Origin of the sequence: Chryseobacterium salviniae, from assembly GCF_035819015.1 — a bacterium.
GTDB lineage: Bacteria > Bacteroidota > Bacteroidia > Flavobacteriales > Weeksellaceae > Chryseobacterium > Chryseobacterium salviniae.
Map to the genome: position 1 here is coordinate 43,282 of NZ_JAYLAA010000043.1, position 16,366 is coordinate 59,647.

Consider the following 16,366-nt stretch of genomic DNA (forward strand, 5'->3'; position numbering starts at 1 on the left):
ACAAGAGTAAACATTGTTTTGCTCAAAGAATTATCTCTTTACGGGGTAATTCTTTTTTGTTTTTTTCAAATGTTTTGAGCTGAAAATCTTGTTCGAATACTCCGTAGGTAAAGTAGGAAATCCAGTCTCCCAGATTGATATATTTTGCTTTTCCTTCGAGTTCCATAATCATAGGAAGATGGCGGTGCCCGTAAATAAAATAATCAATTTTCTGTGTTTTAAGCTTTTCTTTAGAATAGATAATGAGAAATTCTTTATCCTCTCCTAAAAATTCTTTGTCTTCATCCCCGGAAATCATTTTATTTTTCTGGGACATATACAAAGCAATCTTCATGGCTATATCCGGGTGCAGCCACCTGAAAAACCATTGCGCAACGGGATTGGTAAAGACTTTTTTCATTCTTTTATATCCTTTATCGCCCGGTCCGAGGCCGTCTCCATGGGCAAGCAGAAATTGCTTTCCGCCCATTTCAAAATATTGTTTTGTATAAAAAACGGTACATCCTATTTCTTCTTCAAGATAATCTTTCATCCAGAGGTCATGGTTGCCAACAAAGAAATAAATATGAATCCCACGGTCTTTCAGCTCTGCAATTTTACCCAATACCCTTACATATCCTTTCGGGATTACGTGTTTCCATTCATGCCAGAAATCAAAAAGGTCTCCCATTAAAAACAGCACCTGTGCATCATGCTTGATTTCATCCATCCAACGGATAAAGTGTTGTTCACGCACTTTGCTCGTTTTCGGATCCGGCGCACCGAAATGCTGATCGGAAGCAAAATATACTTTTTTTCCAGGCTCTAAGTTAATGGTTGTCTTTAACACTTCTGAATATTTATTAATCTACATTACTGATTATCTTCAGCAAACCACTCTCCGTAGGAATTTTCGGTTTCATGAAGTTTAAGATAAGCCAGAGAAATCCCTTCCGGAAGCTTAGATTTTATTTTTGCTGCAATGGCGTACAGCATGTTTTCGCAGGTTGGCTGGAAGGTGCAGTAAATTACTTTATGCCCTTTTCCTTCAAGATCTTCTCCCAATTCTTTATGCGGGGACAATCCGTTAATCAGCACCGCGTGATCCCAGACGTCTACAATTTCAGATTTAACGATACTTTTGATGTCTCCAAAATCTACCACCATCCCGTTTTTAGGGTGCTCCAAATCATTGATTGGTTTTCCTTTCACTGTTACAAACAGCTTATAGGAATGTCCATGCATATTTTTACATTTTCCGTCATAATTGTACAGCACATGAGCTGTTTCGAATGTAAAAATTTTTGTAATTCGTATCATGGTACAAAGATAAGGAATTTGCTCTGAGTTTCGTCTGGGTAAATGATGTATTAAAAACCACTACAAAATATTCAGCCAGTCATTTTCCAGCCTTATAATTCGTTGTGTTTCTTTATCAATGAAAACCCAGAGCGTCAATGAATCCACCACCAGCTGATCGTTGCAGTAGAATTCCACTTTCCGGGGCTGCCTGATTCCTTCAGGAGTTTTCGGATAAGTTTTTATGCTAATAATCTCTCCGAGATACACCTGCTTTTTATATTGGATATGATGATCCAGAAGCATCCAGATATCATCCGGATTATTGGTTTTGTGCTTTACGAAATCCCAGTGCTCACCGGCTATCTCCTCTACCCATTTGACATACTGAACATTGTTGACGTGGTTATTCCTGTCGATATGCTCATCTGTCACTTGTATCTGTTTTTCATAGATTAAGCTCATCTCCCTCAATATTTATTCAAATATAAGATATAAAATTATGGAATCTGTGTACAATTTCCGAAGTTAGTATATTAGCAGAAAATTATGCACAAATGATTTTAGATATTTTATTTCCTAACCGTTGCCTGGGATGCAATCGTATTATCCCGGCTGACCTTCTGGTGTGTGAATTGTGTTTTAGCAATATTTATTTCACACCTTCCGGTTACTTTGATGACAATTTCATAAAAGAAAGATGCAGGCTTCTTTTTCCCGTTGAAAATACCTTTGCTTTGATGCAGTTTGACAAAGAAAATCTCAGCAGGAAAATTATTCATGAATTAAAATACAAAAGCAGGGAGAAGGCCGGAGAAATTCTTGCTGAATGGACTATAGAGCGGCTCGATTTTAAAGATCAGAAGCCGGATCTGCTGGTTTCCGTTCCCCTTCATCCCAAAAAGCTGAAAGAACGAGGGTACAATCAACTGCATCTATTTACTGAAAAGCTTTCTGAATTTTACAGAATTCCATTTGACCATGATATAATTAAAAGAAATCAGTATTCAAAAGCACAGGCCTTAAAAGATAAACAGAACCGGCTAAAGTCAGAAAATGTCTTTTCCATTACCAAAAGCATCACTGAAAAAAATATCCTTATCATTGATGACGTTTTCACTACCGGAAATACGATTGCTTCCATTGCCTGGGAAATTCTTAATGCCGGAAACAATAAAGTAAGCGTACTGGTAATGGCGATGGATGCGTAAATAGCAGCTGGAGTTATGGCAGATTTTCAGCCTCAAAAAAAGATCTAAAGATTTCAAAATTTAATGCAAAATTATTACACAATTAATCTTCATTTTTCATTTGCACAGTATTTTAGTGATTTAATCACAAAAGATGACGGAAATTGTTTTATCAGTAATTGCAGGATTGATTCTTTTCTTATTTGCAGTAACCAAATTATCTGAATCTATACGGTTTATTATTGGGGAAAGAGCAAATGAGTGGATTCAAAAGTTCACATCGAATACCATAAGCAGCGTATTAGTGGGCCTTGTCGTAACGACTCTTTTAGATTCTTCCTCGGCTGTTATCATTATTACTATTGTATTAGTTAATTCTCAGATATTAACTTTAAGACAGGCCATGGGAATTGTGTTGGGGGCTAATATCGGCACAACAATCAGTAGCCAGATAATCGCAATGGATATTGGCAAATATTCGCCTGTATTATTATTACTGGGATTCCTGCTGTTGTTTATCTCGAAATCTAAACGTGTAAATAATACCGGCAAAGTTATTTTCTATTTTGGCATCCTGTTTTTTGGATTATTCACAATGGAGAATGCTGTTGAGCCGCTAAAAGATGAGCCGTTTTTTGATGAGTGGATGAAAAAGACAGAGACTCCTTTAACAGGTGCTTTAATTGGAGCTGTTGTAACGCTTGCCATTCAATCTTCGTCTGCCACAGTTGGGATGGCTATAATATTATGCAAAAAAGGGATTCTTAGCTTAACCGGAGGTGTTGCGGTGATGCTTGGGGCGGAGCTGGGAACCTGCAGCGACACATTACTCGCAACTATAAAAGGAAGTAAACAAGCTTTTAAAACCGGCCTTTTTCACATTACCTTCAACTTATTCTCCATCATTTTAGGATTAATTCTTTTTAATCCATTTATTGAATCAGTAAAAGTAATCAGTAATGGGGCTTCTGTTGAAAGGACACTGGCAAACGCACATATGTTGTTCAATATATTTGCCGTATTTATTTTTATTTGGACTATACCTTTGTTTGAACGGGTATTAAACAAAATTTTGCCAGACCGACTTGACACCTAAAGCTTACCAAATAGTAACTGGATGAGCACTGAAAATCTCCTGAATCTTTTAGATTGAATTTAATATTTCTGTTATGGCAAAAAAATGCTTTTTTTTAAAAAATAAATTGTTGATATTGATTAATTTAGCAATTAAAAAGCGTAAAATGAAAAAAAATTTAATTTCAATATTATCAGGAGGATTAATTAGTGTGGTTGTTTTTACACTTGCATATTTAATTTTAGACCAATCACATATCGACAAGTTTTTCCCGAGGAATAATACCGAAACCATCATTTTTTTCCTTGTGGTGATAATTGCTCCCTTATTTGCAATATTTATTCATGAGCTGGGACATTTATTAACGGGGCTTGCTCTGGGGCAAAAGCTCAAACTTTTCGTTGTGGCATTTTTTGGAATCAGAGATGATGAAGGAAAAATAAAGGTGTTTTTTAATAAAAGTTTATCATATTTTGGCGGTGTAGCCGCAACAGCGCCTGAAACTGAAAAGGATATAAATCCTAAATCATTTTCAAAAATCCTTATTGCAGGGCCTGTTTTTTCTTTTATTTATTTTATTATTTCCATGGTTGCATTCCTTAAATCTGACAGCTATTTGAATTCTTTTTTTGCTTTATCTTCATTAACATCATTTGGATTGTTTCTTGCAACAACAATTCCTGAAAAGTCCGGCATTATGTTTACCGACAGAAAAAGATTTCAGAGGCTGAACACAAAGGGTATTACCCAGGAAGTGGAAACAACCATGTACGAACTGATTTCAAAGAGCATTATCGACAATTCATTTAAAAATATTGATGTGAAAAAAATTGAAATTTTAGAGAAAGACCACGATGTAACCATACAGTTTTGGGCGGCATATCTAAGATTTATGTTTTATAAAGAAAATGGATTATCGGAACAGGAAAATAATGCAATGGAGCAGCTTGCCGCATTTAAAAGCGAAATTCCGAAAAGCATATGGAATTCATTGAACATAGAATAACTGCATTCAACATAGCGTGTCTCAATAAATTTCAGTAATTTTCCAGCAAACTCATTATTACCATGCGGGATCTTATTTTACTTCACGGCGCATTAGGCCACAGCCAAAACTTTGAATCTTTAGCAGATAAGCTTGCATCTTATTTTACAATCCATACACCTTTATTCTCGGGGCATGGAAGTTCTGATCTTCCGGAAAACGGAATCAGCATTCAAAAATACACTCAGGAACTTAAAGAATTCATCGAAAAAAATAATCTCCATGATGTTTATATTTTCGGGCACAGCATGGGCGGGTATGTTGCGCTTTGCTACGCTGCGGAGCATCCTGAAAGATTAAATTCCGTAATGACGCTGGGAACAAAATTCAACTGGACGGAAGAACAGGCTTTAAAGGAAAGTAAGATGCTAAACCCCGAAACCATTGCCGAAAAAGTTCCGAAATACGCATCCCTTCTGGAAGCACAGCATGGAAAAAAATGGAGACAGCTGTTACATTCCGTTGCCGGGCTAATGGTTTCTTTAGGAACGAATCCTCCTTTAAAGGACAATCTGTCGACGATACATATTCCTGTGCAGATTATGGTGGGAGACCAGGATAATATGGTTACACTTGAAGAAAGCATAGATGTTTACAAAAGCCTTCCGAATGCAAGACTTGCCGTACTTCCGAATACAAAACATCCGATGGATAAGGTAAGAACCGGTCTTTTGCTGGATTTAATGAAAGATTTCCTGAATTTATCTTTGTAATTTTTCCCCGTAGCTCAAATCTCCGGCATCACCGAGACCAGGCGTGATATACCCTTTGGAAGTAAGTTGCTCGTCGATGGCTCCCACCCAGATTTCCGCTTCGGGATAAGCTTTTTGTATGGTTTCAACACCCTGTTTTGAAGCAATTGCTGCCACGATATGAAGCTGACTGGGTTTTCCGTGGGTTAATAAATCTTTGATAGCTTCAATTAAAGACGCTCCGGTAGCCAGCATCGGATCACCGACAATTAGTGGTCTGCCTCCAATATCCGGACACGTTAAATAATCCTGCTTGATAGAGAAATAATCATTGGCATCGTGTTTTCTGTAGGCCGCCACAAAACCGCAGTCGGCTTTATCAAAATAATTCAGAAGTCCTTCAAAAAGAGGAACTCCGGCTCTCAAGATGGTTGTAATAACCGGCTGAACAGCAATTTCCTTCACCCTGATTTTATCCAGCGGAGTCTGTATTTCAATTTCCTTCTGATGCAGGTTTTTGCTGATTTCGAAGGCTGCTATTTCGCCGATTCTTTCCATATTCCTGCGAAACCTCATCCTGTCGTGCTGAATATCTACATTCCTGAGCTCATTAATCCAAGAATTAACCAAAGAAAACTGTTCTGATAATACAACTGTACTCATTGCTGTGAAAACTTTTATCTAAAATATGAATTATTAAGAACAAAATCCCTTTCAAAAAATCTGAAAGGGATAATCATTTTATTTTTGTCTGAAATACACTTCAATAGGAACTCCGGTAAATCCGAATTCTTTTCTGAGCTGGTTTTCAGTAAATCTTTTGTATGGTTCTTTTACGTACTGCGGCAGGTTGCAGAAGAAAACAAACTGTGGCGAAGGCGTAGGAAGCTGCACACAATATTTGATCTTGATATATTTTCCTTTGTTTGCCGGCGGAGGTGTTCCTTCAAAAATCGGAAGCATCACTTCGTTTAATTTTGAAGTTTTAATTTTTTTCTTACGGTCTTCGTAAACAGTCATTGCCGTTTCTACAACTTTCAGAATTCTCTGTTTGGTTAAAGCAGAAACAAAAAGAATCGGAATATCGTTGAACTGACCAATTTTATCTTTGATAGATTTTTCAAAATCTCTTACTGTGTTGGTCGTTTTATCTTCAATCAAATCCCATTTATTAACTACAATCACGATACCTTTTCTATTCTTTTGAGCCAGCCCAAAAATGTTCATATCCTGAGATTCCCAACCCAAAGTAGCATCTACCATAATAATCACGACATCAGAATATTCAATAGAACGGATGGATCGCATCACGGAATAAAATTCCAGATCTTCCGAAACCTTTGATTTTCTTCTCATTCCGGCGGTATCTACCAGTACGAATTCATGTCCGAATTTATTATACAAAGTCTGAATGCTGTCTCTTGTAGTTCCTGCAACATCGGTTACAATATTACGTTCTTTATCAAGCAAAGCATTGGTAAGGGTTGATTTTCCAACATTGGGACGGCCTGCAATGGTGATTTTTGGTAATCCTTCAAACGGATCTTTATATTCGGTTGTCGGAAAATCTTTAACCACATCATCAAGCAATTCTCCGGTTCCGCTTCCTGTGGCAGAAGAAAGCGTATAATATTTTTCTATTCCAAGCTGATAAAATTCTGTAGCAGCCAGCTCTTCCTTAGCAGAATCTACTTTATTGATAACAATATAGACCGGTTTATTGGATCTTCTCAGCATCTCATGGATTTCGTAGTCGGTGTCGGTAAGCCCTTCTTCCACATTGAGCATGAATATGATTGAAGTTGCCTCATCGATGGCAAGCTGAACCTGCTTTGAGATTTCTCCCTGAAATACATCATCGTTATTTACATCATAACCTCCGGTATCTATAACGGTAAATTCCACCCCAATCCAGTCAGACTTTCCGTAATGACGGTCCCTGGTAACTCCTGCAGTAGAATCTACAATGGCTTCCCTTCTTTCTAATAAACGGTTAAATAACGTGGATTTTCCTACGTTGGGACGCCCAACGATTGCGACTATATTCGACATAAAAAAATGTTTAATAATCCTCAGACTAAGCTCAGGACGGGTTATTAATGGGTTTCTCCAACTTTTGGAGCCCAATTTTTTTGCAAAGATACAGTTTTAATTTAAATTGGGTTTTATAGCATTTTATCTGTATGCTTTTTTCTGAAAAATAATACTTTGAATATCAATAAAAAAACGTTTGCTTCCTCCAAATATTCATTATTTCATTTTTATTTTTAAAATAATTTATATAATTTCGCGACATAGAAATAAAGACCCATGGTGTAGCGGTAACACTACTGATTTTGGTTCAGTCATCTGGGGTTCGAATCCCTGTGGGTCTACTACCTAATAAATGCAACTCGCTAAATAATAGCAAGTTGCATTTTTATTTTGGTCACTTTTGGTCACTTGGTCACCTTTTCAGTCATACTTTTGATAAAACACACTTGGAGTGAACCCAATTGAATCTATTTGAATCTGATTGCATTTTAGCTACGGAAATAATGTCCGTTTGATTCAAAATAATCATACATAATGTTTCTCGAAGTGGATTCCCAATCTATTACAACGAAGTTTGGGAGATTGAAAGGAATATCATTTTCGTACAACTCCTGTACAAAAGTTTCATCATCGGGATAACTCCCGCAATAAAAATTATTCGCATACTCATAAACACTTTGAAAGTCCATCCTTCCAAGATTATCTAAAACTGCTTCAAATACTTCTGTATCATAACCTGATTCATTTATTTGCTCGGCTATCTCGTAAATTTCGGGAGATAAAAAACTTTCGTGTATCAATCCGAGTTTCTCAAATAGTTCACAGTTTTCGTAATCCTGATACATAAATTCAGGGTCTTGTTCGTCTTTGTGTAGTTCGTGCACTGCTTCCAGTAGGTCGTCATAGCTTCCGTATTCGCTAAGGTTAAACCACTCGCCATAAAGGCTTGAATTGTTGTACTTAGCGTACGTTCCTACATAGATACTAGCAGTATCAAGACAATTTCGTAAATTTGTCATGTCAGTAATTTTAGAATAGTTAAAATTTATTGATACGCCTAGCAAGTACGCCAATACTTCTAGGCATTTTTATTTATATATTGAACCTTGTACACAAAGAAACAAGGCTAAAAGTAGCTTGTAAAGACATATAAATATACAACAAAAAGCCTATGAAAACAAGTATTTACAGCAGTTTTTAACCAAAATATCAAGGTTAGTTAAAAACTTTTTAACCACTCCGAGCGCAGGAAACTAAAAACAGTCTGAGAAAAACAAAATCCAAGCATAGGGGACACTACGAAAAAACCATCATAACCCACACCCAAACCGTTATAGTAGGTACACACCCGATACATATATGAAAATTTTGAGATTCGGCATAGGGGGTGTTTTTTACAGCAAAAATTTGGTGGTTGGTGTAATTAGTAAACTAAGTATTATACATTTTCTCGAAAGTCCGCAGGAAAAACTATTACCTTATCCAGAACCGCACAAGCCGTTTACCATAGTTTCCCGAAATATTAGTTTAATAATGTAGAAGTGTGTTAGAATAAAATTAAGTAAGAAATAAAAATTTAGTATATATAGGTACTATGTAGCAGAAACTCTGTAAGTGTATCTGTTTATCGTAGTTGACAGAGATTTATCATCAGATTTGCATGAGCTAACAAAAAAGTAATAGATTAGTCTCAGAAAAATAATTTTTTTTCATCATTTGTGTTTTTTAAGTCGCTCAATTTACTGAGGGACTTTTTTTCGTTTTGGGGCAAATGGGTAGATATATATTTGCAAAATCTAATTTACTCAAATCTAATTTTTCAACACTCAACAAAACCATAGAGATTACTTACACCACCTTTTAAAAATAAAAAACCTTAACTTAAATTGTTAAGGTTCTTAATTTAGAATTAGTATAATATCATTTCTTCAACAAACCCAAGATTTAGAGGCAATTATGTTCTTTGAATCCTTTTCTGATAAATGGAGAAATTAAATATAAACTGTAAAATGAATCCTATTTATAAGACAAAATTTTTATTACTTAAATTCAATTTATAAATTATCAATTCCTAATGCCTTGAAAAAAGTATTATGCCTCTTATCCGCAAAATCCAACATTTGCTCATAACTCATTACTTCAATATGCATATTTAGGTCTGGATTTATTTTATACAGATGTCCAAATGCGCTTTTTTTAAAACCGTTCCATTTAACATTTCTATCAATTAAGTCTTTATTTAATTCACAAATGATATATCCGAATTTAGGTGTATTATCTTCAATATTTAAAAGCTTACCTTTATTACTACGAGCCTTACTTTGCATTAAATCCTCGAAATACTTAATTATCAAATCATCTAAGTTTGTAGAATTGCTGAGTTCTTTTCCAGGCTTCTTAAATTCAAAAACCACCAAAGAATTTATCCTATCAATATCATCCGCATATGCCCATGGAACATCATATATAAATAAATCTGGCTCTTTATTACCTTTACTGTCTAATTGTTTTTGACTTTTAGTTTTAATATCCGAAGTAGCATAAGAATGGAAAGTAAATCTTTCATCCAAAAGCCAAAGATTATGATACTCTATTGGCATATTGTCTGTTTCGGCTCCCATTGTAAAAATGATATTATGCAGGTCTTGTTCAAGCATAAAATTTTCATCATTTCTCCATTCTAAATATTTTTGAAAAAGTTTTATTACAGATTTCCTTTTAATCATTAAATCCGCTAATTTATCTTTTGAAAATGCAGCCTCCTCCTTTAAAATCTCATTTACAATTGAACCAAATTCTTCTTTATCGTATTTTTTCTTTTTAAATACCCTATCAAATACACGCTCTCTTTTCTGTTCAAGTTTAAACTCTTTTTCATGTAATCTAGCTTCTAATGTTTCATCTGAAGCATTGATTGGTATGTCGTCAAAAATATTTTCAACACCTAGAAGATGTCTATATCTTAATCTTGGCTTTTTAGGATTAAGTATATAGCGCTCAATTCTATCATTTTTCTCTTTTTCAGCTTCTTCAATATAATCCTTGTAATCATTACGGACATTTTCAGATAAGGATTTAAACAATTCGTCCATAGAAATCTCATCATAAGAATTCTTTTTCTCTTCTTTCTCAGGGAATGAAAATTTATTTCTTTGTGGATTATTTTTCCTATCTAAAAATTTACTCTCTACATAAATTGATAAATGATATTTATCATCACCATCATATAATTCTTTAAAAGAAGGAATATAAGGTGTTAAACTATGTTTCTCACCTACCTGTCTTTTATTAGCACACAAATGCAGAGAATGAGAATGAACTCCATTAAAATTTTTTATATAGTTTATAATAAATTCTTCATCAATATTAGCATTGTCTAATTTTATTCTCTTAGGCTCACTTTCAAACTTTATGACAGATTTATATATATCATTTAGAACTAAAGCTTCACTAATATTTTGGTCATCATACATAAGTCTAACTGTTGGACAGTCATCATTTAGAAAATATAATAAGCAATGTTGAATTATTCCCTCTGATATATCTGTAATATCAATTCGATTGTCCTTTATATACTTAAAAAACTCTATTCTATAATTATTTAAATGAACGACTGTTTTGTTTGGTTTTTTAGAGATATTAATAATATCATCCTCTTTTTGAAGACCCGTAACATTATCAAATTTGTAATTTCTAGTATAGAAATTTTCTTGCTGTAAAAAACCACTTTCTATCTCAAGACTTTCAAAGCAGGCTAATACAGTATATCTCCCCATTCCTTTACCTCCTTTTTTAGCATTAAAATTTGTAAAAGGTGTACTAAAGGCATCCTGTCTTTTATCGGTAAAACCAACACCATTATCTGTAACTGTAAATCCTAAAATTCCTGAATAATTATCATAATCCTCTTCAAATTTAAGATGTCCAATCTTTTCTTTATGAATTTTTATTGTAATATTTTTGTTCTTTTCACCAACATTATCCTCTAAACTTTGAATTGAATTAACAATTACCTCATAAAGGGGTAACAAATATTCATCAGGCTTAATATCCAATGTATTTATTAAACCTTTATAGTTGATTTTTTGTTCGATTACTGTTAGTGCCATAAATATCAATATTACAGATAGTCAAAAGTATGAAATTAAGTATTTAATAATACAGGAAAAGTCCTTTTTCCATAAATTATTTTAATATACCTGAATCTTTTTTAATCTCAAAACTTTGTTCCCGATAATTAAGTATTATTACTTCTGTATCACTTGATTGTAAAACGCCTAACAAAGTACCCTTTAAAGCTGAATCACTTGTTAAAAAAGCAACTCTAACTGCATAAAGCAATGTATCTTTATCTTCTATTTTTTGAGGATTGTTTATTGCATTTTCACAACATTCCTCCATAATTGCCTTATGTAGAGGGTGAATATTTATTGGAAAATCGCTAACAACTATTTCGTAAAGTTCTTTTGGTGTCATAATCTTTATTTATTGAAAACAAAGCTATAGCGCTAATACGACAAAACTTGACGTATTATATATTTTTTAATTGACAGAATATTTTCTAAATAAATATCATATATAAATTCATATCTTAGCCATTCAAATTTATCGAAAAAATATAAGCGTTAGCTTTTATTCTGTTAAAAGGAAATCTGGTACATTTCAAATACATTACAGAGTAAACGGTTGATGCCTCCACCTATGGCGTGGTAGGCTATCTGTTTCTTGTTTGTAATGTATTGGTTTACCAGAGCCACCTTTTAGCAAACTAAGAGCTTTAGTCTCCACGCTGTTTGCATTTATTAACCTTTCACTTTAGGGACTGAGTGATACAACAGCACTCACTTATGAAAAAGATTCTGCTACCCTACTCACTGCTACTATCCACAGTGCTATTTTTCTACTCCTGCGAAAAATCCAAACCTACTAGAGAACCCGACCCACACATTGACTCTCTAATGGCTAAAACAAAAGCTAATGCCAAAATTCAATTTGAAGAGATTGACCGTAAGTTGGAAGCACATGCTAAAGCTCAAAAACAATATGTATTTGTACACTTACTTGTTGAAGAAGATTATGGAATGGACACAAGATTAGCCAATTTTGTCTCAGGAATCCAAGATATAACCCAAGATTTGAACGAGGATGAAAAAGCACAATTGGAAGACCTTATAATCTCAAACTATCTAAGTTCACCCGATGCGAAAATTCGTAATGGCAGAGTTAAAAAGAAAGAAATCTTTGTATTTGGCAGTTACGCAGAAGCAAGCGAAAAAAGAAACAGTTTTTTAATTACCGAATAATTATGAAAAAGATTTTTCTAGGTCTAGCAGTAGGTCTAACATTACAACTATCTGCACAAACAAAAACATTCAGCTACAATATGGCTCAGATTGTCAAAAATATGAATGTAACAGAACTTGCTACACGAAAAACAAAGATTGTAATTAACAATTCTAAAAACACAGTAAGTGTAATAGATTCTGAATTCCCAACTCCCTATGTTTTCAAAATTGACAAACAAAGTCGTTGCGACACCTCACTTCCTGTTATAAGCTGTTTTTTAAGAAGTAGAGAAGATAAACTTTACATTCTTTCCTATAACAAAAACAGATTAGAGATTATGGATATTGCAGGAGACGGAACAAGATATATTAATATAAAACCATAACATTAGTATGAAAAAATTTTCTTTCAAAGCTACATTAGTAGCATTATCGCTAACAGCTACATTATTAACTACAAGTTGCTCGAGCAACAATGATGATGATAGCACCCCAACCAATCAACAACCTGCAACAACTCAATACTTTCACCCTCCAACGTGGATTCAGGGAACTTGGGGCGTTACCAATGGGACTACCTCAAACAAACTTTATAAGTTTACAGCAGATGATTTTATCTTACTCGTAACAGGTGTAAGCGAACAGAGTATGACAGGAACAATAAAATCAAGTCCGAATGGAGGAAGCGTTGACGAAACTGTTAACAGTGGTACACAGTATAACTTTACTGTTAAATACAACATCACAACCACAACACAGAGTTTTGAATTTAGAAAAGTATCAGCAACTCAGATTCAGTGGAAAGATAACAGTAACGGAACTTGGTTTGACTTGGTGAAAATGTAATAAAAAAAACAAAGCCTTGACCTTATGGGTTCGGGCTTACTTTTTACCCCTGTAAATGCCTATGAACAGAGGATTTATCAAGAATCTGCTAGATAGTACCAATACATACTACAATTATTATCTTACTTATTTTTTTTTTTTTTTCTCACATTTAAACCAATCTAAACATTCTAATATGGAAAATTTGGAGAAAGAAACGTCAGGTTTTGTCGTATCTCAAATATAGATTTGCAAATAGATAAATATTATTCTAAAAATGGGAAACCGTTTTTCACTTTATAAAAATTGTTGTAAAATTGTAAAATACCAAAACACATGAAAAAAGATTATTAACATGAAGAAAAATTTACAGATTTTAAGCTGTTTATGCTTGAGCATAAGTGGATTTAGTCAAATTCCTAATTTCCCAACTTCTGTACAGCCCAATGCTAATAGTATTCAGGAGTATTCTAATCAAAATTATAGTAATCCAGTAAAAACAAATACACCCTCTGTACCACAAAGTTTTTACGGTGGTTCAAAAGTAAACCAGCAAAATATGAAAATGGTTCAGGAGGATTTTAAAAGAGTCGCTCAGGAACAAGAAATTAAAGCCAGACAAGCAGAACAAAACAGATTACAAGCAATTGAAGATTCTTTTTATAATCTACCTTCATTTTCAAAAGCAACAGGAACACAATATTACTACGATGCTTACAATCAATTAGCTTCACTGAACGCTGACAATTACTCAATAGGTGAAGCTAATTTTATCGTGGAAAACGCTTATTATAGTAATAAGCTTAATTACAATCAATTCAAATCTGGAATCCAAAAAACTGCAAAACAGCTTTTGCAGAAAATGAAGGAAAGAAAACAAGATACTGAAAGCAACACAGATAAAAATCTCATGATATTTGATTACTTTTCTAAAGACATGAAATTAGGAGGAGTTCAACACAAAGCTTTCAAATATGATTTTGAGGACTACATGGGGCAAAAAGACCACTCTAAAATGTTTGTATCAAAGCTTTTAAAAACTGGTTCTGGTCAATGTCATTCAATGCCCTTATTATATTTGACTTTAGCAGAAGAAATGAACACAGAGGCTCATTTAGCCTACGCTCCCAATCACTCGTACATTAAATTTAAGGATGAGGATGGAGAATGGCAGAATATAGAGCTGACAAATGGGATTTTTACGGCTAACTCGTTAATTCTTGAATCGGGTTATATTAAATCTGAGGCTTTACAGAATGATATTTACATGAAAAGTCTTAGTAAGAAAGAATTGTTGGCTCAGGTTTATGCAGATTTAGCCAATGGCTATATTCATAAATATGGGATGGATGAATTTGTGGGAAAAATCTTAAATAAAGCTCTGGAACATTCACCGAATAATATTTACGCCAACCAGCTAAAATCGATGTATCAACAGGCAAGATTGGCTCATGTTGCAGGGCAATTAGGTGTTAAAGATTTGGAAAATCCCGAAGAACTGAAAAAGATTAGGTTTTATCCAAGAGCCGTTGCTTTATTACTGGAAACTAAAGCGCAATTTGACAATATTGATAATTTAGGTTTTGTTATGATGCCTGATGGCGCTTATCAGCAGTGGCTCGGAAATATGAAAGAGGAATCTAGCCGACAGAAAAGCGAAGAGCTGGCGGAAAAGATAAGGCAAATAAATGCTTTAAAGCAAAAACAGAAGCAGGAAGAAGCGAAGAGGAAAGCTCAGGAGGAAAAGAAAAAAGCCGAAGAAAAAAGAAAAGAAGAACAAAGAAAGAAACAAAGAAGAGAACTACTTACATAGATTATAAAAATAATGAACCAAATATTTAAAAATAGATTACTTCTCCTATTTTCAGTAATGTTGTTTTGCGCGAATAGTATTATTAAGGCACAAAGCAATCAATTTTACAATGATGCTTATCAGACTATTGATAATATGCTGAATGATAAGCAGCAGTACAGCTTCAAAGAGGCTGTTTTCAGCGTGGAAAACTCCTATTATCAGGGGAAATTAGATACAGATAAATTAAATCGGGAAGTAAATTTTTTAAAGAATTTTGCTAATGCCATTATTCAAAACAGGGATTTAACATACAAGCAGTCTGACAAAGAAAAGGTAAGCAAATATGCAGCAGTTTACTCAATTATGTGTCAAACTCTGCCTATTGCCGTAAGAGATACTGTAATTGATTATAAACCTTTTTACTATGAGTTTAATGATGTTTTCGGACACAATGATATTACTAATTTATTTGTATCAAAACTCTTAACGACTAAAAAAGGAAATTGTAATTCTATGCCATATCTGTATAAAATCTTGGCAGAAGAATTAGGAGTTGAAGCAAATTTAGCATTAGCACCCAATCATGTTTATATCAAGCATCAAATAAAATCTGACGGATGGTATAATACGGAATTGACAAGTGGGATATTTCCACAGGATTCTTGGTTAATGGCTTCTGGCTACATTCATTTAGATGCCATAAAAAATGGTGTGTTTATGAAAGCCTTGAACAATAAAGAAAGTCTTGCTTTATGCCTTTTTGATTTAGCACAAGCTTACAACAGGAATTTCCCCAATAATGATGGAGAATTTGTTTTAAAAGCTACCAACAGAGCCTTAGAAGTTTATCCTAATTTTGCCAAAGCATTGATTTTGAAAGCTGAAACTCACAAAGCTCAGTTTGAAAAATTAATGAACAACCAAAATCTAAAAACTGATAATCCTGAAAACATCAAAATTGCACAGAAAGACCTGAAAGCTAAAGAACTGTTTGAATTAATGACAAAGGAATACAGCCATATTTATGATATTGGCTATCGTCAAATGCCAGAAGAAATGTATCTGGATTGGCTTGTTTCTTTAAAAACAGAAAGAGAAAAATACGAGAATAAAAATTTATTGAATAACTTTACGAAATAACAAATGA

At 34.0% G+C, this 16,366-nt stretch carries 17 protein-coding genes and 1 tRNA gene; 10 read left to right on the forward strand and 8 right to left on the reverse strand.

Features of this window, described 5'->3' with window-relative positions; translation table 11 throughout:
- Nucleotides 1–22 precede the first annotated feature (22 nt).
- The 3 genes from SOP96_RS13180 to SOP96_RS13190 are packed head-to-tail and all read right to left on the reverse strand — an operon-like array spanning nucleotide 23 to nucleotide 1,743.
- The gene (locus SOP96_RS13180; RefSeq protein ID WP_326321399.1) at nucleotides 23–829 is read right to left on the reverse strand and encodes a UDP-2,3-diacylglucosamine diphosphatase; all 807 of its coding nucleotides are present in this window, start codon (nucleotides 827–829) and stop codon (nucleotides 23–25) included.
- Between the two features lie 23 nt (nucleotides 830–852).
- The gene (locus SOP96_RS13185) at nucleotides 853–1,299 is read right to left on the reverse strand and encodes a 6-pyruvoyl trahydropterin synthase family protein (RefSeq protein WP_066433447.1); all 447 of its coding nucleotides are present in this window, start codon (nucleotides 1,297–1,299) and stop codon (nucleotides 853–855) included.
- A 60-nt stretch (nucleotides 1,300–1,359) separates the two neighbouring features.
- Nucleotides 1,360–1,743, reverse strand: coding sequence for an acyl-CoA thioesterase (locus tag SOP96_RS13190; protein WP_326321400.1), 384 nt, complete (start codon nucleotides 1,741–1,743; stop codon nucleotides 1,360–1,362).
- A gap of 92 nt (nucleotides 1,744–1,835) precedes the next feature.
- Between SOP96_RS13190 and SOP96_RS13195 the strand changes: the two genes are divergently transcribed.
- The 4 genes from SOP96_RS13195 to SOP96_RS13210 all read left to right on the forward strand — a co-directional run bounded on the left by SOP96_RS13195 (nucleotide 1,836) and on the right by SOP96_RS13210 (nucleotide 5,301).
- Entirely contained in the window at nucleotides 1,836–2,489 is a 654-nt protein-coding gene (locus SOP96_RS13195; RefSeq protein WP_326321401.1) for a ComF family protein, read from the forward strand.
- 133 nt (nucleotides 2,490–2,622) lie between these two features.
- Nucleotides 2,623–3,564 (forward strand): Na/Pi cotransporter family protein, encoded by a 942-nt coding sequence (locus SOP96_RS13200; protein ID WP_326321402.1) that lies wholly within the window; start codon nucleotides 2,623–2,625, stop codon nucleotides 3,562–3,564.
- A gap of 145 nt (nucleotides 3,565–3,709) precedes the next feature.
- Nucleotides 3,710–4,549 (forward strand): M50 family metallopeptidase, encoded by an 840-nt coding sequence (locus SOP96_RS13205; protein ID WP_326321403.1) that lies wholly within the window; start codon nucleotides 3,710–3,712, stop codon nucleotides 4,547–4,549.
- A 62-nt stretch (nucleotides 4,550–4,611) separates the two neighbouring features.
- On the forward strand, nucleotides 4,612–5,301 hold the full coding sequence (locus tag SOP96_RS13210; protein WP_326321404.1) for an alpha/beta fold hydrolase: 690 nt from the start codon (nucleotides 4,612–4,614) through the stop codon (nucleotides 5,299–5,301).
- Here the strand turns inward: SOP96_RS13210 and upp are convergent.
- Nucleotides 5,290–5,943, reverse strand: coding sequence for a uracil phosphoribosyltransferase (upp, locus tag SOP96_RS13215; RefSeq protein WP_326321405.1), 654 nt, complete (start codon nucleotides 5,941–5,943; stop codon nucleotides 5,290–5,292). The two genes, SOP96_RS13210 and upp, sit on opposite strands and share 12 nt — an antisense overlap.
- Nucleotides 5,944–6,021: 78 nt before the next feature.
- Entirely contained in the window at nucleotides 6,022–7,332 is a 1,311-nt protein-coding gene (gene der, locus SOP96_RS13220; protein WP_326321406.1) for a ribosome biogenesis GTPase Der, read from the reverse strand.
- Nucleotides 7,333–7,584: 252 nt separating this feature from the next.
- Here der and SOP96_RS13225 point away from each other — a divergent pair.
- Nucleotides 7,585–7,655 (forward strand) — tRNA-Gln (locus SOP96_RS13225).
- A gap of 147 nt (nucleotides 7,656–7,802) precedes the next feature.
- Here SOP96_RS13225 and SOP96_RS13230 read toward each other — a convergent pair.
- From SOP96_RS13230 to SOP96_RS13240, 3 genes are all read right to left on the reverse strand, one after another.
- Nucleotides 7,803–8,333, reverse strand: coding sequence for an antirestriction protein ArdA (locus SOP96_RS13230; protein WP_326321407.1), 531 nt, complete (start codon nucleotides 8,331–8,333; stop codon nucleotides 7,803–7,805).
- A 1,035-nt stretch (nucleotides 8,334–9,368) separates the two neighbouring features.
- Nucleotides 9,369–11,423 carry an ATP-binding protein gene (locus SOP96_RS13235; RefSeq protein WP_326321408.1) on the reverse strand — a complete coding sequence of 685 codons (2,055 nt, stop codon included), beginning with the start codon at nucleotides 11,421–11,423 and terminating at the stop codon, nucleotides 9,369–9,371.
- Nucleotides 11,424–11,499: 76 nt separating this feature from the next.
- Nucleotides 11,500–11,790 (reverse strand): hypothetical protein, encoded by a 291-nt coding sequence (locus SOP96_RS13240; RefSeq protein ID WP_047479131.1) that lies wholly within the window; start codon nucleotides 11,788–11,790, stop codon nucleotides 11,500–11,502.
- A 371-nt stretch (nucleotides 11,791–12,161) separates the two neighbouring features.
- Here SOP96_RS13240 and SOP96_RS13245 point away from each other — a divergent pair, with 371 nt between their 5' ends.
- The 5 genes from SOP96_RS13245 to SOP96_RS13265 all read left to right on the forward strand — a co-directional run bounded on the left by SOP96_RS13245 (nucleotide 12,162) and on the right by SOP96_RS13265 (nucleotide 16,359).
- Complete coding sequence (locus tag SOP96_RS13245) at nucleotides 12,162–12,617, forward strand: hypothetical protein (protein WP_326321409.1); 456 nt, start codon at nucleotides 12,162–12,164, stop codon at nucleotides 12,615–12,617.
- 2 nt (nucleotides 12,618–12,619) lie between these two features.
- Complete coding sequence (locus SOP96_RS13250) at nucleotides 12,620–12,985, forward strand: hypothetical protein (RefSeq protein WP_326321410.1); 366 nt, start codon at nucleotides 12,620–12,622, stop codon at nucleotides 12,983–12,985.
- A gap of 7 nt (nucleotides 12,986–12,992) precedes the next feature.
- Nucleotides 12,993–13,445: a hypothetical protein gene (locus SOP96_RS13255; RefSeq protein WP_326321411.1), complete on the forward strand. Its 453-nt coding sequence runs from the start codon at nucleotides 12,993–12,995 to the stop codon at nucleotides 13,443–13,445.
- A gap of 334 nt (nucleotides 13,446–13,779) precedes the next feature.
- The gene (locus SOP96_RS13260; protein ID WP_326321412.1) at nucleotides 13,780–15,237 is read left to right on the forward strand and encodes a hypothetical protein; all 1,458 of its coding nucleotides are present in this window, start codon (nucleotides 13,780–13,782) and stop codon (nucleotides 15,235–15,237) included.
- Nucleotides 15,238–15,249: 12 nt separating this feature from the next.
- The gene (locus SOP96_RS13265; protein WP_326321413.1) at nucleotides 15,250–16,359 is read left to right on the forward strand and encodes a hypothetical protein; all 1,110 of its coding nucleotides are present in this window, start codon (nucleotides 15,250–15,252) and stop codon (nucleotides 16,357–16,359) included.
- Nucleotides 16,360–16,366 lie beyond the last annotated feature (7 nt).